This is a genomic window from Verrucosispora sp. SN26_14.1 (genome assembly GCF_004307965.1).
Classification (GTDB): Bacteria; Actinomycetota; Actinomycetes; order Mycobacteriales; family Micromonosporaceae; genus Micromonospora.
In genome coordinates, this window is record NZ_SISL01000077.1 from 1 (window position 1) to 17,923 (window position 17,923).

Here is a 17,923-nt window from a genome sequence, read left to right on the forward strand (position 1 = left end):
GCGCTGACGCGGCGGGCCGCCGGCGACTGGTTCCCGGGCCGGGTGCTTGCCGGCGCGGACCTGGACCGGTTCGTCGGAGGCGTCCCGGCGGTACGCGACAGCGACGCCAGCGACTCCACACCACCCCCACCGGGGATTTTTTCCGTCCGCCGTTGATCCGTTCGGCGAGGCCCTCCGTACTACTCGGCAGCCATGCCCGTGGGGGGACGGCTTTCTGTCCATGGACATCCGGAGGTCTGCATGCATGCACTGGCGGTCGGTTGGCAGGGCGACCGGGTGCGGGTGGACTGGATGTCCGCTCGGTCCCAGTCGCGGCCGACCACGTCCGACCGTGGGGTCGACTCCCGCGCGACGTCTCGCCAGAATAGCCCGGTGACGCCGCGACCTGCCCCTGGCCGACACCAGGCCACGACGACCGAGGCCGCCCACTCCGACCAGTTGATCCGCACGCTCTACGCCGAACACGCCGGCCCGCTGCTGATGTTCGTGATGCGGCTGACCGGTGGGGATCGGCAGCGGGCGGAGGACATCGTCCAGGAGACGTTGCTGCGGGCCTGGCGCAACGCGCACCGGTTGGGCACGCAGGGACAGGGATCGCTTCGGCCCTGGCTGGTGACGGTGGCCCGCCGGATCGCCATCGACGAGCACCGCAGCGAGCAGGCCCGGCCGGCCGAGACGTACGACCGGGACCTGACCGCCTTCGCCGAGTCGGACAGCACCGATCGGGTGTTGCGCTCGATGACGGTGGCGGACGCGTTGCGGACGTTGAGTCAATCGCACCGGGAGATCCTGGTGGCGACGTACTTCCGGGGCCGGACGGTGCCGGAGGCGGCCGAGGAACTCGGGCTGCCGTTGGGCACCGCGAAGTCGCGGGTCTACTACGCACTGCGCGCGCTGCGCACAGCTCTACAGGAACGGGGGGTGACGGAATGAGCCGGGTAGACCACATGGACGTCGCCGCGTACGCGCTCGGCGTACTGGACGAACAGGACATGGAGCGGTTCGAGGAACACCTCGCGACCTGCTGGGCCTGCGCCGCCGAACTGGAATCGATGGTGCCGGTGGTCGGGCTGCTCTCCGACATCGACGAGGAGTCGGTGACGGCGCTGGAGCAGACACACTCCGATCCGGTCCTGCTGGACCGTACGCTCGTGGCGTTGCGCAGCCACCGGCGCAAGGCCCGGTTCCGGCAGATCCTGGCGACTGCGGCGGCCGTGGTGGTGTTCGGCGGCCTGACCGGCGTGGTGTTCAGCAACCTGGCCGGTGACAACAGCGCGCCGCCCATCGCCGGGGGGCCGAGCAGCGCCCCGTTCGACCCGTCGGGCGGCGGCACCGGTAACCCGGGCCCCGGCGTCGGCGGCAACGAGCAGGAGGGCGAGCAGGTCGACGTCACCGACCCGAGCACCGGCGTCGAGGGCACGTTCTGGCTCATCGGCAAGGACTTCGGCACCAAGATGGACTTCAGCCTGGGCCGGCTGCCCGGTCCGCGCACCTGCCGGCTGGTCGTGGTCAAGAAGGACAACAGCACCGAGGTCGTCTCCACCTGGACGGTGCCGACGTCCGGGTACGGCACCAACAGCAACCCGACCCGGGCCGCCCTCTCCGCGACCACGTCGGTGCAGATGGAGGACATCAAGCACGTCGAGGTGCAGGAGGTGAACGGCAGGGGCACCGCCCGGTCGCTACTGACCGTGCCCGCCCCCTGATCCGCACCGCGTGAGTGAAGGCCCGTCTCCGTTCGGAGGCGGGCCTTCATGGCGCTGGTCTGCGGATACGCACTCATACGCAGGTTCGGGCCGTCCGGTTCAACGGTCCGCTGTGAAATGAGCCACCGTTTCGCATTCAACCTTGACACTGTCGTCCCCGTATATCCCGGTGACTGTCAAGCATGAGGAGGGCACGTGGCACAGATCAAGCGGACCGTCATCGCTGTGAGCGCCGTGGGCGCCATGGTCGTACTTACGGCTTGCGCTCCCGCAGGCTACGACGGGACGAACGCCGGCGCGGTCGAGCCGGTCGCCGTTGCCGCGGCCGAGCCCACCGTGACCGCCGACCCGGAGGTCAGCGCGAACCCGGAGGCGAGCGCCACCCCGGGCGCCTCGGCATCACCCGGCGCCGAGGACGCGAACGACGTTCCCCTGCCCGACGGCGTCGAGCTGACCGAGAGCCTCACCGGCAAGAAGTTCCCCCGGATGGGCAGCGCGGTCGTCAACCAGGACGGATTCCTCCTGTACCGCTTCGACAACGACACCAACGACCCGCCGGCCAGCAACTGCGAGGGCCAGTGCATCGAGGTGTGGCCGGCCGCGCTGACCGACGGCAACCCGAAGCTCAAGGGCGTCTCGGACGACGCGGTGGGCACCATCACCCGCCCCGACGGCACCCGTCAGATCACGCTCGACGGCTGGCCGCTCTACACCTACATCGGTGACAAGAAGCCCGGCCAGTGGAAGGGCCAGGGCGTCGGCGGTACCTGGTTCGTGGTGAACCCGGACGGCAGCAAGAACCTGGAGTGCCTGCCGAAGGGCACCCCGAAGGCGGTCTCCCCGCCCTCGAAGACCAAGTCGGACAGCGGCTCGGACTACTGATCCGATCCGTCACCGGTGGCCGGTCGCAGCCCGTTACGGGCGCGGCCGGCCACGGTCGTCTCTCAGGCAAGTCTGCGATATTCCTTTCCTCAGCAATGTTCCGATTGAGCCGAACAGCCGGTAGCACGTAGCCGAACAGCACGTACCTGCCCGCCCTGTCGGGCTGATACATTGCGACACGTCGCGCGCCCGGGCGTCGGCCACGCGCAACGGGCCGACCAGCCGCTCCGGGAGTCGACGAAGCTATCGGGGATTCTCCGGCATCGACCGGGGAGATAACGTGGGGATCTCGGCTTGTCTGCTGCCATTCTCCGGCATCGTGGTTCGTTCAAATCGGCCATAACAGAAGTGAAGCGATGATGCCCGCCATGCGCTTCTACCGGGTAGTGCCCAAACGCTATCGACTTCGGCTGGTCCAACTTCTTCCTCCGCAGCGTCAACTCTGGCTGGTCCGCAGGCTCACCCGACTCGCGCCACGACGGGCTAAGACGCCGATCGGTGGAGTACACCGTGTCCGCGACCGGGGCATCCGGGTGGGCGCCCAGGTGGTTGATCAGGTGACTCCACTCGCGCTCTGGCAGCGAAACCTCGACCTGGTCACGCAAACGCTCGACCAGGCAGGGATCGAGCACTTCTGCGTCCGCCACACCGACGACATGCGCAGCGCGGTCGCGGTGCCACTGGCCCGCAAGGGAGCGGCACTCCGGGTGCTCCAGCAACTCGCCCGCCGACCTGAGGTGACGGTGCGTGTGGTCAACGCGGTAGGGAAGCGTGTCAGCACCAAGCAGCGTGACGGGATCGTCCAAGTCTTCCACGCAGTATCCAACGCGACCGGAACGACGGTCTTCGGCAGGAGCTTCGCTTCCGAGGTCGAGTTCTGGACGGTCATGACGCCCAGCGATCGACCGATCACCGAGATCGTCGCGCCGCGCGGCAACCAGGTCGCCACTACCCTGCCAGCGCAGGGCCAATCGGTCCGAGTGCCGGCCTCACGGCTGACTCGGCTGGCCCCCGACAGGGACGCTCCGGCCCGGTACCAGAGCCGGACGGAGTTCGCGGATCTCGGCCACGAACACGTCACCTTCCCGATAGACGCCGTCTACACCTGGGTGGACGGCAACGACGCCGACTGGCTCCAGCGCAAGACCCAGGCTCTGCGTGATCAGGCCAAGACCGAGATCAGCGATGTCGCGGCCCATTCGTCTCGTTACGTCAGCCGGGACGAGCTTCGCCACTCATTGCGTTCGGTGGTGAGCTTCATGCCGTGGATCCGAATGATCTATCTGGTGACAGACGACCAGATCCCGCCGTGGCTGGACGTGGCCCACCCGATGATCAAGGTGGTACGGCACCGCGACATCTTCCGCGACACCGGTGAGCTGCCCACCTTCAACTCGCACGCCATCGAGTCCCGGCTGCACCGCATCGAGGGACTCAGTGAGCACTTCATCTACATCAACGACGACATGTTCTTCGGCCGTCCCCTGTTGCCGACCAAGTTCTTCCATGCCAACGGTCTGGCAAAGTTCTTCCCCTCACCGGCCCAGCTCGATGTCGGACCGGCGACCGTCCACGACGCCCCGGTCACCGCTGCCGGAAAGAACAACCGGCGGCACATCCAAGAGATCTTCGGACGTACGATCACCCAGAAGATGCGCCACGTGCCTTACCCCCTGCGTAAGAGTGTGCTGGAGGACATCGAGCGGCATCTCACCGACGAAGTGATCGCGACAGCCGGGCACCAGTTCCGACACCCGGCCGACCTGTCCATCCCATCGTCCCTGCAGCACTACTGGTCGTACTTTTCGGGCAAGGCGGCCCCTGGTTCCATTTCGTACGCCTACACCGATCTGGCCAGTCCGTCCACACCGGTTCAGTTGGCAAGGCTCCTCGCGCGCCGCGACCGCGACGCCTTCTGCTTGAACGACACCGACTCGGGAACGGTCTCGGTCACCGAGCAGCACGCGATGCTCACGGAGTTCCTCTCGGCGTACTTCCCGTTCCGGGCGCCGTTCGAGCTTCCCGCCGACGTCGAGGCGAAGCGCTCACGCCACACCGCGACCGCGCTCGCCGCGTCGAGCCTACCGCTGGAGCACACGAGCAGCCCGATCAGACAGCTTCGCGAGGAGAATCAGGTCGGCAGTGCCGTCAACGGCCGGGAGCCGGTCGGATGAGTTCGAGCCAACGCCGATGGTCGGCCGAGCCACCGCTGCGTCTCCTCCAAGTGGTCAGCGGCGCCCGACGCCGGGCGGGCCAGGTCGCGGACCGGCTGACCCAGCGCGCCAACCACCTCCGCCGCGACCCGGTCGCCGATCTCCCTCGGGCCGCCTGCGGCTATCTCGCAGTGCTCGACGGACGCACGCTGCATCTGCACGCGTTGGTGCCCGCCGTCGACATACCTGCACCTGAGCGGGCGGCGCTGTTGTTCGTTCAGGGGGAACGGGTCGCGGCGACGTGTTCGGCAACGGTAGGTACAGAGGGCGACGTCGTTTCGGTGACCGCAAGGGTCTCCTTCGGCAACGGCAATGACGAAGTCTTGCTCGACAAAGGTGTCTGGTCGCTCGTGCTCTCCCTCTCCGACGAGTTCGGTGAACGGCGGTTCGGGCTGAGCACCGGCACATCGTCGGAGGACGACGGACCAACGGTCCCAAGTCCGCCGCACCCGATCTCCGGATGGCGGTACGAGCCGACCTGCTGCCACCAGGGACTGGCCCAGCTGAACGTGGCAGCGGCCAAGGCTCGGGCCGAGGTGACACGACTCGCGACCGGACGAACCGACGCACAGATCAAGGCGCGTCTCGTTGGTGTGCGCGCGGTGGAGCATCCGGCGATGGTGTTCTCTCCACGCGGTGGCGGCTCGGACGTGATCGTCCCGATCGATCCGGTCGATGGGCGGTTCGAGGTCACGGTGCCGCTGGCCGACCTGGTCTCCGGTCCGCCAGGGGTCGAGGTGATCTGGGAGGCGTGGGTACGCACCTCTCCCACTCGGATGATCCGCCTAGGCCGCTTCCTGCACGATCTACGCGATCCACGCAGTGTCTTCCGAGTCAGCCGGACCACCGTCGCGATCGGTGATCACCACTTCGTGGGCTATCGGCCCTACTACACCAAAGCCGGCAACCTGGCCGTGGCTTGCCTGCACTTCACAAGGACAGCGACATGAAGATCACCTTTCTCCTGAACACGGCCGACGCCCTCGGTGGCACCGAAAGGGCCATCTTGACGCAGGCCGACCACCTGGCGCGTCGACACGACGTCGAAGTGATCAGTGTGTTCCGTACCAGCGCAACGAGCTTCTTCGGGATGGACGATCGGGTGCGGCGGCGTTACCTGGTCGACCTCACCGGGTCCACGCCGCGACCGCAACGCCCGACCACCCTGGACGATGCCGCCTGCGACCTTCTTGCCCGCAGCAGTAGCCGACTCGTTCCGAAGGCATGGGAGAAGCAGTTCAACCGCCTGGCCGATCTGGAGGTCGAGCACGCGCTGCGGTCACTGAACTCTGATGTACTGGTCTCGTCGTCACCCGCGTTGATGTCGCTGGCGACGACCCTGGCGCCACCTCATGTCGTGACCGTGCATCAGGAGCACAGGCCGTCACAGCTACGCGGCGGGACCGGCCAACCGCTGTTCCAGATGTCCCCACGGCTGGACGCCCTGATAGTGCTGACCGATCGGACTCGTGACTGGTTCGTCGACACCTTCGGCGCGTCCTGCCCTCGCCTCGAAGTGATCCCCAACAGTATCCCTGACGGTTTTCGACCTCGGTCCGACCTGCGCAACCCGGTGGTAGCCATCGCCGGACGGATGGTGCCGGAGAAGCGGATCGACCACGCCATTCGTGCCTTCGGGAAGGTCGCTGCCGCCCATCCGGACTGGACGTTACGCGTCTACGGCGACGGCCCATTGCTGCCGGACATGCGTCGGCTCGCCGCCGACCTTGGTCTACACGACAACGTGCAACTCGTCGGGGCTACTGACCGAATGACGGAAGAGTGGTCCAAGGCAAGCATCGCGATGCTGTCCTCGCAAGACGGCGAGGCCCTGCCGCTGGTGCTGCTGGAAGCGTTCGCCGCAGGTGTCCCGGCGGTGAGTTACGACATCCAGACCGGGCCAGCCGAGATCATCACACACGGTGTGGATGGTCTGCTGGTCAGCGCTGGTGACGAAGATCAGCTCGCGCAGGCCCTGATCCGGCTCATCGCCGACGACGACCTGCGCCTACGTTTCGGCGCGAACGCCCTCGTCGCCGCCGATCGCTACCGCATCGAGCCGATCATGCAGCGCTGGGAGGATCTCTTCGCAGAGCTTGTGGCCGAGCACACCAACACCGAACGGACTCGCGCCGACCGACTCGCGACCTGGCTGGCGCGAGCCGGTGGGTCCGGCTTCGCACCGGTCGCCCCTCGGTCCGGCCACACCACGACTGGCCGGGACCTGGAGACGCTTGAGCAGCGCATCGAGCAAGCAGTCCCCGGGCTGGTCCGCACTGGTGGTCGGCTGAGCATCGTCCGCGACGACCTTGTTCCCACTGAGGTCGCGTATGCCAACTTCGCCGCAGTGGTCGACGTGCTGGAGGAGCACGACATCCCTTACTGGGTCGCCCGCGACTCCGGGGTGAGGCACCGTGTCGTCGTTCCGCTCGACTATCGGGACGTAACTCTCGGCGTCCTGACGACCTCCTTCGCCATGGCTCCCTACTACGCCGAAACCCTGGCCGCTGGCGCCAAGGTCACCGGGGTGACCTTGGTCGCCTGCCTGGCCGCTGAGGCGCGGGCAGTAGAAGCTGTCGGTCTGCGGGTATTTCAACCGGTCGTCTCTCCGTCCCGGACCCTTCGTTACGGACCTGCCGTCGGCTGCGACGTCGAATTCTGGACGCCCACGGCAGACGGCGACTCGCTCACTGCGACCCGCCGCACTCTTCTGGGTGACACCGTGCCGGTCGCGGCGATGGTGCCAGCGACGGTCATCATCCGCGACCGGGAGCATCCCACCATCGAGCCGCTGACCCGAAGGTTGGTCTCTGACGTCGACTTTCCCATCGACGTCGTCTACACCTGGGTCGACGGCGCTGACCCCGCCTGGCTGGCGAGCAAGAACAGCACCCTCGCGGCGTCAGGCCGGCCCCTGGTCGACGCTGCGGAGAACATCGCGCGGTTCCGGGACCGCGAGGAACTGCGTTACTCGCTGCGCTCCATCGACATGTACGCGCCCTGGGTGCGCAACATCTATCTGGTCACGGCCGGGCAGGCACCGGCGTGGCTGGACGCCGATCATCCAAGGGTCACCATCGTCGATCATCGGGACGTGTTCGGCCAACGGGGCGCTCTGCCCACCTTCAACTCGCACGCCATCGAATCGCAACTGCACCATATCGACGGCTTGGCCGAGCACTTCATCTACTTCAACGACGACTTCTTTCTGGGACGTTCGGTCGCGCCGTCACTGTTCTTCCGCAGCAGTGGCCTGGCGCAGTTCTTCCTCTCGCCGACCTCCATCCCGATGGTCGACATCAATCCGGAGGACGACTTCAACTTCAGTGCGGCCAAGAACAACCGGCGACTCATCCAACAGACGTTCGGCACCACCCTTGCCCACGGACTGCTACACGCGCCGTACCCGATGCGTCGCAGCGTCGCGTACGACCTCGACAAGGCGTTCGCAAACGAGGTGAATCGGACGGCGGCAAGCCGGTTGCGTGACCACACCGATGTCTCGGTTGCTTCCTCCCTCCACCACTACTACAGCTATCTCACCGGACGCTCGGTGCAGGGGCACATCCGGGTCAGCTACGTGAACACCGGTGACCCGACGGAGCACCCGCAACTGACACAGATTCTCGTGACGCGGGGTTACGACGCATTCTGTCTCAACGACACGCATCACGGCAGCCTCGACGAGGCCGAGCAGAACAGAGTCGTCGCCGGGTTCCTCGAGAGCTACTTCCCTGTCGCGAGCCAGTTCGAACGAGGCAGCGCGCGAAACCGAGCGCTGAGGCCGGCGTAGCGCGACATGTCGTCGAGCGCCGGGATGACTGATCGACCCGGCGCTCGACTCAGGATGCTCGGAAGTTCCCGAGGGTCTTGAGCATGCTGTTCGGCAGCGTCGGAGCGTCCACCGAGGGCTGGCGCGCACTCGGCACCGACTGCTGCGCGTCACGCCACAGTGCGCTGGCGCTCAGTGTGCGGCGTTCCGCCACCTCGTCGTCGGGCAGTTCGAACGGTGCGGGGAAGGGAAGGTAGCGGGGCAGGAAGTCGGCCAGCATCCGCTCCTGGTCGGCGAACGCGCGCGGATCCGAATCGGTGTCGTTGAGGCAGAACACGTCGCGGTGGCGGCGCGCCAGCAGCTCGGCGAGACGGGCCGGGGTGGACGGATGGCCGAGGTCGGCGTACTCGTACTCGATGTCGGCGGGTACGGCCTGGCCGGTCAGGTACGCCCAGTACTGGTGCAGCGACGACGGGATCGACAGGTCCTCGTGGTGCCGGAACAGGTGCTGGGCGGTGGCGGTGACGTCCGCCCGGAGCACCTCCTCGATCTGGTGCATGATGCTGCGCCGCAGGGCGAACGGGGTGTGCTTCATCTTCTGCGTGATGGTCACCCCGAACTGCCGCTGGATGTGCCGGCGGTTGTTCTTCCCGGCGGCGTTCACCGGTGGGTCGCCGGGCTTCGCCTCGCCGAGCCCGAACTGCGCCGGGGACAGGAAGAACTTCGCGATCCCGTTGGCATGGAAGAAGTGCGTGGGCAGGAGCGGGCGGCCCAGGAAGACGTCGTCGTTGAGATAGAGGAAGTGTTCCGCCAGGCCGTCGATCCGGTGCAGCCGGGATTCGATGGCGTGCGAGTTGAACGACGACAGGCCGCCGAGGTCGGCGAAGAGGTCGGCGTGCGAGACCACGGTGATCATCGGGTGGCTCGGATCGAGCCAGCTCGGCAGTTGGCTGTCGGTGACCACGAAGATCTTCCGCAGCCAGGGCGCGAAGCTGTGCAGCGCCCGCATCGCGTACCGCAGCTCGTCGCGGTTGTGGTAGCGGGAGGTGTTGGCGGCGATGGCGTGCAGCGCGTCGCCGGGTGTGCCGAGTGCCGCCTGCTTGCGCTCCTGCCACTCCGGGTCCGAGCCGTCCACCCAGGTGAAGACCGCGTCGATCGGGAACCCGACCCGGTCCGGGGCGCGTACGGCGAGGTCACGGCGGGTGCCGTAGTGGTGGTCGTCGGCCTCGGGCACGAAGTGGCTGAGCAGTGCCGCCGCGACCCGGACCGGCTCGGCGACGGCCGGCGCCTCGTCGATGACCGCGTTGTGCCGGGGTGCGCGCACCACGTCCTCGACGCGGGTCCACAGCTCGATCTCGCAGGCGAACTCCGCGCCCAGCACCACACCGGCCCGCACGTCGGTCACCGGGAACCACACCTGAATCACCTCGGTCGGCGCCAGGTCGGGCTGGTGGCGTCCGGGCCGGACCTCGACGACGCGGACGTGTGCCCCGGCGAGCTGCGGCGCGGAACCGACCAGGTCACGCAGGTCGTCCTGCTCGTCGTCCAGCACCGCCACCGTGCTGCGCAGGTAGTCGTCGTTGCGGACGCAGTGGTATTCGATGCCGGCGGACTCCAGGGTGGAGGTGACGGCGGTCAGGTTGCGGTGCCACATCTGCAACGGTGTGGCCGCCGCGACCACCTCGGCCTCGGTGCGGACGCCGTCGTCGGTGACGGTCACCGAGGCGCCGACCGGATGCAGGGTCTCGCCGCCGCGAGGTCGGGTGAGGGTACGCACGACGCCGATCCGCCGGTGCTCCGGAAGCAGCCGCAGCAGGCGGCGCCGGGCAGCGAGCGGCAGCAGGCGGTAGACGCGCAGCGCTATCACGTGACCGGCCGTCGAGTTCGGCGGGTCACCTCCCGGGCGGCCACGTCAGTGGTGACGCCGGTGTGACGAGACGACGGCTCCCCGCCGCCCGGACCGAACAACCGCTCCAGCAGTCATCCCCGAATGCCTTTCTGCACAGCTCCCCGTTGTGCGCGGCTCGGTGATCGATTCGCTGACCGTTCGGCCGTTCCCCGACCACGCACCGTGTCAGGTGCTGACTGGACGGGTGCCGCGCAGGTCGGACCATAGCAGCGGGTCCAGGAGCGGGACAGCGATGAATCCGTGGCGTCGCCGCCGAAGCCCGATGATCTCGCCAGATACATCTATGTTTGGGAGTATCTGCCCGAAGAATCCTGGCCGTTCAGGTGGCCCAGCGGTGAACGGACGGTGTCCGCTGGTCGTCCCGCGCACCGCCGCCGAGGGCACCCCCGGACCGCGCCGCCCCGGCGCCCCGGACCGGATGGCAGAGTGGGGTGGTGACCGGGACCGCGCCGACCGCGAGCCGGACGCTGCGCCCGCCACCCGACTACCGGCTGGCCGCCACGATCCGGCCGCTCACCTTCAGCCCGTACGATCCCTGCGCCCGGATCGTCGACGGCACCCTGTGGTGGGCGACCCGTACACCGACCGGACCCGGCACCCTCGCGCTGCACGGGACCGGGTCCGAGCTGCGGGCCGACGGGTACGGGCCGGGTGGCGACTGGCTGGTCGCGCACGCCGACGCCGTCGCCGGGCTGCGTGACGACCTGACCGGCTTCGCCGATCTGGCCCGGTCGCATCCCGTGGTGGCGCGACTCGCGGCCCGACACGCCGGGGTGCGGATGCCCGCCACCGGCCTGGTCTTCCCCCGGGTGCTCCGGGCCGTCTTCGAGCAGAAGGTGACCGGCAAGGAGGCCTACCGGGCGTACGCCGCCACCGTCCGCCACTTCGCCGAACCGGCACCGGGGCCGGTGTCGTTGCTGCTGCCGCCCGAGCCGGCCGCCGTCGCGGCCACTCCGTACTGGGTGTTCCACCCGTTCGGGGTCGAACAGCGCCGGGCCGAGACCCTGCGCCGGGCCGCCGCCGTCGCCGACCGGCTGGAGCGCTGCGCGGACAGCGCCGAAGCCACCCGCCGGTTGACCGCCGTCGCCGGCATCGGCGTCTGGACCGCCGCCGAGGTGGTACGCGTGGCGTACGGCGACGCGGACGCGGTGAGCGTCGGCGACTACCACGTACCGAACACGGTGGCCTGGGCGTTGGCCGGTGAGCCGCGTGGTGACGACGCCCGGCTGCTGGAGCTGCTGGAACCGTTCCGGGGACACCGGGGCCGGGTCTGCCGGCTGCTGGAGGTCTCCGGCGTCCAGGCACCGAAGTTCGGTCCCCGCGCGCCGATCCGCTCCTTCGCCCGCTTCTGACCGGATCAGGCGGCTTCGCGCAGGGCGGATCAGGCGGCTTCGCGCAGGTCGGCCAGGCTCACCGGGGTACGCCGACGCAGCAGCTCCGCCAGCTCGGGCACCGAGCCCACCTCGCCGAGGACGTTCTTGCCCCCGCCGAAGCGCTGCGGATAGTGCTGGACCAGCCGGTACACGTACCGGCGCTGGATCAGCTCGACGCTGACCCGCCACCGCCCGCAGCACCCGCACACCCACTCCGACACTCCGCGAAAGTAGCTCTGACCTGCGGTTTCCTGATTCGCCCGGGCCGGGCCGCAGGGCGTACGGGCGGACACCGCGCCCACGACGCGGCGGTGATCTGCCTCACCGTTGTCGGTGTGGTCTGGTTGACTGGTCGCCGTGGACCTGCCGATCAACCCGCCGCTGGAGCCGATGCTGGCCCGCAGTGTGGCGTCGATCCCGACCGCGACCGGGATGACCTACGAGCCCAAGTGGGACGGATTCCGCTGCATCGTCTTCCGCGACGGCGACGAGGTGGAGCTGGCCAGCCGGGGTGGCAAGACGATGACCCGCTACTTCCCCGAGGTGGTGGAGCAGGCCCGTCGGCAACTGCCGGAGCGCTGCGCGGTCGACGGAGAGCTGATCGTGATCCGCCGGGACGGCCCGAGCGGGCAGCCCCGGCTCGACTTCGAGTTGCTGGCCCAGCGCATCCACCCGGCGGCGTCCCGGGTGACACTGCTGGCCGAGACCACTCCGGCCGACTTCGTCGCCTTCGACCTGCTGGCGCTGGACGACGAGCGCCTGCTCGACGCGCCCTACCCGACCCGCCGCGCCCGATTGGAGCAGGCGCTGGCCGGGGTACGCCCACCGGTGCACGTCACCCAGGTCACCACCGACGCGGACACCGCCCGCCGCTGGTTCGACGTGTTCGAGGGCGCCGGGTTGGACGGGTTGATCGCCAAGCCGGCCGACCTGCCGTACGCGCCGGGCAAGCGGTTGATGTTCAAGGTCAAGCACGCGCGTACCGCCGACGCGGTGGTGGCCGGCTTCCGGTGGCACAAGTCCGGACCGGCGGTGGGCTCGCTGCTGCTCGGGCTCTACGACGACGAGGGTCTGCTGCACCACGTCGGCGTGAGCGCCTCGTTCACCATGGCCCGCCGGGCCGAGCTGCTGGAGGAGTTGGCGCCCTATCGCGACGTCGGCGCCGAACACCCGTGGGTGCACGGCGACCACGAGCGGGGCCAGCGCATCCCGGGCGGGGTCAGCCGGTGGACCGGCACCAAGAACCTGGAATGGGAGCCGGTCCGCCCGGAGCTGGTGGTCGAGGTGGCGTACGACGCGATGGAGGGCGACCGGTTCCGGCACACCGCGCGGTTCGTGCGCTGGCGGCCCGACCGCGACCCGCGTTCCTGCCGATACGATCAACTCGACCGGCCGGTGCGGTTCGACGTGGACCAGGTCCTGCGGGGTGACCCGGCGGTGCCGGTGGGATCCGCGTCCGACTGACCCGCACCCGACCGACCCGCGGCCGTCGACCCGATCACGGAGGCCCAGCTCGTGACCCGTACTTCCGACCGGATCCGCCGCCTGCGGCTCACCCTGGCCGGCCTGACCGCCGCCATGGTCGTCACCGCCGGCTGCACGCTGCCGGCCTTCGCGCCGCGCGCCGACGTCGAGGCGCAAGGGTCGGCCGCCCCACCCGGCACGGCACCCGACTGGCGGGCCTGCCCCGAGGTCCCCGACGACCTGGTCGGACGCAGCGCCCCCGGCGTCCGGTACGACTGCGCCCGCATCCAGGTGCCGCGCGACTGGGCCGGCGGCACCGGCGCCACCACCGGCCCCGGCGCCGACGAGACCTTCGAGATCGCCCTGTTGCGGGTCCGTTCCGACAACCAGCGCAACCGCATCGGCTCGCTGCTGATCAACCCGGGCGGCCCGGGAGGCTCGGGCGTGGACACCGCCGTCTACCTCTCCTTCGGCGAGCAGTTCGGCGGCCTGCCCGACAGCATCCTGCAACGCTTCGACATCATCGGCTTCGACCCGCGCGGCGTGGCCCGGTCCAGCCCGGTCGAGTGCATCTCCGACGCCGACCTGGACGGCGTCTTCGGCTACGACCCCGACCCGGAGAGCCAGGAGAAGTTCGACGTCTACGTCACCATGGCCAAGCGGATCGGCCAGAGCTGCGGCGACAAGTACGGCGACCAGCTCAAGCTCTACTCCACCGAGCAGACCGCCCGGGACATGGACGCGATCCGCGCGGCCGTCGGCGACGACAAGATGACCTACCTCGGATACTCCTACGGCACGCTGCTCGGCGCCACGTACGCCCAACTCTTCCCGCAGCGGGTGCGGGCGCTGGTGCTCGACGGCGCGGTCGACCCCCGGCAGAATCTGATCGCCGGTTCGGAGAGCCAGGCCAAGGGCTTCGAGCGCGCCTTCGACAACTTCGGCCGGTGGTGCGCGGCCAACGCCGGCAACTGCCCGATCGCCCCCGACGCCCGAGCCGCAGTCGTCTCCGCCATCGACAAGGCCAGGTCCTCCCCCGTCCGCTCCGCCGACGGCCGCGAGGCCACCTCCGGCTGGATCTTCTACGCGGTCATCTCGTCGCTCTACAACGAGACCGGCTGGCGGCAGCTCGCCCGCGCCATCGACCAGCTGGACCAGGGCAACCCCGACGCGGTGTTCCAGCTCGCCGACAACTACACCGACCGCGACGACAACGGCCGCTACACCAACCTCTTCGACGCCAACACGGCGATCAACTGTGCCGACGACGAGGAACGCCCCAGCCTGCAACGGATCCGCCAGTTGCAGTCCGAGTGGCGGACGCAGTACCCGCTCTTCGGTCCGGCGCTCGCCACCGGCCTGATCTCCTGCACCGAGTGGCCCGGCGGCAGCGACCCCTACCCCACCGGTCGCGCCGAAGGTGCCCCGCCGATCCTGGTCATCGGCACCACCGGCGACCCGGCCACGCCCTACGAGCAGACCCCGGCCCTGGCCGAGATGCTCGGCGTCGGACGGGTACTGACCTGGGAGGGCGAGGGGCACACCGCATACCCGCAGACGCCCTGCATCACCGAGGCCGTCGACGCGTACCTGATCGACCTCACCGTCCCCGCCGAAGGCAAGCGCTGCCCCGCCCGTTAGCGACCCGAGGAAGATCCGGATACGTCGAGGCCCCACTCACCGAGGACGAGCCGCCGGGCCACCTGCCGCCCCTGCCGGTCGAGTGCGGACCCGCCGGCGCCCCGATCGCGGTGATACAGGGCGTCACCCGCCAGAACGACGGATGACGCTGCTCCCCCGCGCATCGGTTCGCGCCGCTGTGGGACGCTCGCGGGATGAGCGACGTGTTCTTCCGGGAGGCGGTCCGGGCCGACCTACCCGCCGTCCTCGATCTCCTCGCCGACGACGTGTTGGGGCGTACCCGTGACGTCGGGGAGGTCGACGCCGTCTACGAGAAGGCGTTCGCCGACATCGGTGCCGATCCGCGTAACCACCTCGTCGTCGCCGAGGCCGACGGTGAGGTGCTGGGATGCATGCAGCTCACCTACATCCCGGGACTCGGCCGGCACGGCACGGAGCGGCTGTTGATCGAGGCGGTGCGGATCCGCTCGGACCGGCGCGGGCGGGGCGTGGGCCGCCTGATGATGACCTGGGCGATCGACCGCGCCCGGCAGCGCGGCTGTGGGCTGGTGCAGCTCACCAGCGACAAGAGCCGCCATGACGCACACCGTTTCTATCTCGGCCTCGGCTTCGTCCCGAGTCACGAGGGCATGAAGCTCAGTATCTGACCCTCTCCTCGGCCGATGGTCCCGCGAGCCGCTCAAGATCCCGCTCGATCCTGGATCGAGTGGTTGTCCGCGCGCTCCAAAGCCACTCGATCCAGGATCGAGCGTGACCTTGCCGAGCACACCGGGTCGACAGCGGCACGGCACGGCACGGGTCAGCGGGGGCGGTCGCGGTCCTTGGAGGGTTGGACCCGCTTCGGTTCGCCGGGCATCTTCGGGTGGTCCGGCGGGTACGGCAGGTCGCCCTCGCCGGCTGCCGCGTCCCGCTCGGCCCACTCCAGCAGCGGGGTGATGTCCCACGCGGCGTCGTCGATGCCGGCGTGCGGGTCGCCGCGCTCGGCCAACCGCTGCGGCACGGTCCGCAGGTCGAAGTCGTCGGGGTCGACGTCGGGCAGCTCGTCCCAGGTGACCGGGGTGGAGACGGTGGCCCGGGCGTTGGCCCGCAACGAGTACGCGCACGCGATCGTGCGGTCCCGGGCCATCTGGTTGTAGTCGACGAAGACGCGTTCGCCGCGTTCCTCCTTCCACCACGCGGTGGTGACCAGCTCGGGGCGGCGGCGGGCCAGTTCCCGGGCCAGCGCGATGGTGGCCCGGCGCACCTCGACGAAGCTCCAGTGCGGCTGGATACGCAGGTAGACGTGCACGCCCCGGCCGCCGGACGTCTTCGGCCAGCCCGGCACCCCCAGCTCGTCGAGGATCACGCGCAGCTCGGCGGCGGCGGTGGCCGCGTGGGCGAAGTCGGTGCCGGGCTGCGGGTCGAGGTCGACGCGCAGCTCGTCGGGACGGTCGACGTCGGCGGCGCGTACCGGCCAGGGGTGGAACACCACGGTGCCCATCTGCGCGGCCCACGCCACGTGGGCGAGGTCCGCCGGGCACAGCTCCGCCGCCCTGCGTCCGCTGGGGAAGCTGATCTCGGCGGTACGCACCCAGGGCGGCACACCCCGCGTCGGCACCCGCTTCTGGAAGAACATCTCGCCCTCGATGCCGTCCGGAAAGCGTTGCAGGGTCGTCGGGCGGTCGCCCAGCGCCCGCATGATGCCGTCGCCGACGCTGCGGTAGTAGTGGAAGACGTCGGCCTTGGTGAAGCCGCGCTTCGGAAAGATCACCCGATCCGGGCTGGAGAGCCGTACCGTGTGCCCGGCGACCTCGATCTCCTCGGCCGCAGCCTTCGCACCTGCCATGGCGCGACCATATGCGATGGGTCCGACCTTCGACGTACGGTTGTCCGGTGAGTCTTCCCGACAGCGAACTGCCCCGCACCGACGACGAGTGGCGGGTCCGGCTCAGCCCCGAGGAGTTCCGGGTACTGCGCGAGGCCGGCACCGAACCGGCATGGACCGGAGAGTACGTCGACACCAAGACGCCGGGGATGTACCGCTGCCGTGCCTGCGGCGCGGAGCTGTACCCGAGCGACACCAAGTTCGACTCGCACTGCGGCTGGCCGAGCTTCGACGACGCCATCCCGGGCGCGATCACCGAGATCGAGGACGACAGCCACGGCATGCGGCGGGTCGAGATCCGCTGCGCCCGCTGCGACAGCCACCTGGGGCACGTCTTCCGGGGCGAGGGCTTCACCTCGAAGAACACCCGGCACTGCGTGAACTCGCTCTCCATCCGCCTGGACCCCAGCACCGCCTGACCCCGGCCGGCCGGCGGCACCAGCCGTCGGCCCGCGTCGTGCCGGGTCAGCCGTCGGCCGCCGGGCGCGCGGTCAGCATCGCCACCTGGGCGGTACGCGACTGCCCGACGCGTTGGGCGAGGTCGCGTACCCGCTCGTCGGTGCCGGCCGCGAGGTGTGCCCGGGCCAGGTCGGCGGCGGCCTGTTGGTGGGAGCCGAGCACCTCGACGAGTACCGCGTCGACCTGGCCGGGCGCGGCGTCGCGGAGCCGGGCCAACTGGTCCGGGCCGGTGCCGTGCCCGGCGTGATCGTCGGCCCGCGCGGTGCGACCGGCCTGTGCCAGCCAGGCACGCGCGTCGGCCAGCTCGTCGGTCTCGGTCACCTCGATGGCGGCCACCAGGGTCCGTAGCTCATCGTCGACCAGCCGGCCCCGCACCAGCCGGACGATCTCCAGGGTCTGCTCGGTGTGCCCGGCCATCATCGACAGGAACAGCAGGTCGATGCCGGTCATCTCGGTCGTGACGGAGGGCGTGGCCGGGGCGGCGACCGCTGACGGCGTACCGCTCGGCGCCTGGTCCGCAGCCGGCACGGACGAGCCGCCGCATCCGGCGGCGAGCAGCACGACGAGCAGGGCGGGCAGTGCGGCAGGCCAGCGACGCGACGCGACGGACCGCACGGCACGCCGGTGGGACGCGGCGGCG

The 17,923-nt window shown here is 69.6% G+C and carries 15 protein-coding genes and 1 pseudogene; 12 read left to right on the forward strand and 4 right to left on the reverse strand.

Translation table 11 applies throughout. The annotated features are described in order from the left end of the window. The 7 genes and pseudogenes from EYA84_RS10385 to EYA84_RS10415 form a co-directional block, all read left to right on the forward strand. Positions 1–156: pseudogene (locus tag EYA84_RS10385) on the forward strand (spermine synthase); the annotation flags it as partial. Positions 157–240: 84 nt separating this feature from the next. Continuing rightward, the gene (locus tag EYA84_RS10390) at positions 241–933 is read left to right on the forward strand and encodes a sigma-70 family RNA polymerase sigma factor (protein WP_119579049.1); all 693 of its coding nucleotides are present in this window, start codon (positions 241–243) and stop codon (positions 931–933) included. Beyond that, positions 930–1,706, forward strand: a complete 777-nt coding sequence (locus tag EYA84_RS10395; protein ID WP_131052822.1) for a zf-HC2 domain-containing protein — start codon at positions 930–932, stop codon at positions 1,704–1,706. The genes EYA84_RS10390 and EYA84_RS10395 overlap by 4 nt, the downstream gene beginning before the upstream one ends. Before the next feature lie 195 nt (positions 1,707–1,901). Next, positions 1,902–2,588, forward strand: coding sequence for a hypothetical protein (locus EYA84_RS10400; RefSeq protein WP_131052823.1), 687 nt, complete (start codon positions 1,902–1,904; stop codon positions 2,586–2,588). 368 nt (positions 2,589–2,956) lie between these two features. Beyond that, positions 2,957–4,762, forward strand: coding sequence for a stealth family protein (locus EYA84_RS10405; RefSeq protein ID WP_236145693.1), 1,806 nt, complete (start codon positions 2,957–2,959; stop codon positions 4,760–4,762). Further along, positions 4,759–5,751 (forward strand): hypothetical protein, encoded by a 993-nt coding sequence (locus EYA84_RS10410; RefSeq protein WP_131052824.1) that lies wholly within the window; start codon positions 4,759–4,761, stop codon positions 5,749–5,751. Before EYA84_RS10405 ends, EYA84_RS10410 begins: the two co-directional genes overlap by 4 nt. Continuing rightward, on the forward strand, positions 5,748–8,594 hold the full coding sequence (locus tag EYA84_RS10415; protein WP_131052825.1) for a stealth conserved region 3 domain-containing protein: 2,847 nt from the start codon (positions 5,748–5,750) through the stop codon (positions 8,592–8,594). The genes EYA84_RS10410 and EYA84_RS10415 overlap by 4 nt, the downstream gene beginning before the upstream one ends. A 49-nt stretch (positions 8,595–8,643) precedes the next feature. On the opposite strand, the gene EYA84_RS10420 is transcribed toward EYA84_RS10415, so the two are convergent. After that, positions 8,644–10,440 (reverse strand): stealth family protein, encoded by a 1,797-nt coding sequence (locus tag EYA84_RS10420; protein WP_131052826.1) that lies wholly within the window; start codon positions 10,438–10,440, stop codon positions 8,644–8,646. Positions 10,441–10,916: 476 nt separating this feature from the next. On the opposite strand from EYA84_RS10420, the gene EYA84_RS10425 reads away from it, so the two are divergent. Further along, a complete protein-coding gene (locus EYA84_RS10425) occupies positions 10,917–11,834 on the forward strand; it encodes a DNA-3-methyladenine glycosylase (protein ID WP_131052827.1) in 918 nt (305 codons plus the stop codon). A gap of 29 nt (positions 11,835–11,863) precedes the next feature. On the opposite strand, the gene EYA84_RS10430 is transcribed toward EYA84_RS10425, so the two are convergent. After that, positions 11,864–12,076 (reverse strand): hypothetical protein, encoded by a 213-nt coding sequence (locus tag EYA84_RS10430; RefSeq protein ID WP_131052828.1) that lies wholly within the window; start codon positions 12,074–12,076, stop codon positions 11,864–11,866. A gap of 136 nt (positions 12,077–12,212) precedes the next feature. Between EYA84_RS10430 and EYA84_RS10435 the strand changes: the two genes are divergently transcribed. The 3 genes from EYA84_RS10435 to EYA84_RS10445 all read left to right on the forward strand — a co-directional run bounded on the left by EYA84_RS10435 (position 12,213) and on the right by EYA84_RS10445 (position 15,607). Then, complete coding sequence (locus EYA84_RS10435) at positions 12,213–13,319, forward strand: ATP-dependent DNA ligase (RefSeq protein ID WP_131052829.1); 1,107 nt, start codon at positions 12,213–12,215, stop codon at positions 13,317–13,319. Positions 13,320–13,433: 114 nt separating this feature from the next. Continuing rightward, positions 13,434–14,960, forward strand: a complete 1,527-nt coding sequence (locus EYA84_RS10440) for an alpha/beta hydrolase (RefSeq protein WP_131052834.1) — start codon at positions 13,434–13,436, stop codon at positions 14,958–14,960. Between the two features lie 194 nt (positions 14,961–15,154). Further along, entirely contained in the window at positions 15,155–15,607 is a 453-nt protein-coding gene (locus tag EYA84_RS10445) for a GNAT family N-acetyltransferase (protein ID WP_131052830.1), read from the forward strand. Positions 15,608–15,759: 152 nt separating this feature from the next. Here EYA84_RS10445 and ligD read toward each other — a convergent pair whose 3' ends face one another. Further along, complete coding sequence (gene ligD / locus EYA84_RS10450) at positions 15,760–16,785, reverse strand: non-homologous end-joining DNA ligase (protein ID WP_131052831.1); 1,026 nt, start codon at positions 16,783–16,785, stop codon at positions 15,760–15,762. 47 nt (positions 16,786–16,832) lie between these two features. Between ligD and msrB the strand changes: the two genes are divergently transcribed. Then, positions 16,833–17,243 carry a peptide-methionine (R)-S-oxide reductase MsrB gene (gene msrB / locus EYA84_RS10455; protein WP_131052832.1) on the forward strand — a complete coding sequence of 137 codons (411 nt, stop codon included), beginning with the start codon at positions 16,833–16,835 and terminating at the stop codon, positions 17,241–17,243. Positions 17,244–17,289: 46 nt separating this feature from the next. Here msrB and EYA84_RS10460 read toward each other — a convergent pair whose 3' ends face one another. After that, positions 17,290–17,898, reverse strand: a complete 609-nt coding sequence (locus EYA84_RS10460; RefSeq protein WP_236145694.1) for a DUF305 domain-containing protein — start codon at positions 17,896–17,898, stop codon at positions 17,290–17,292. Positions 17,899–17,923 lie beyond the last annotated feature (25 nt).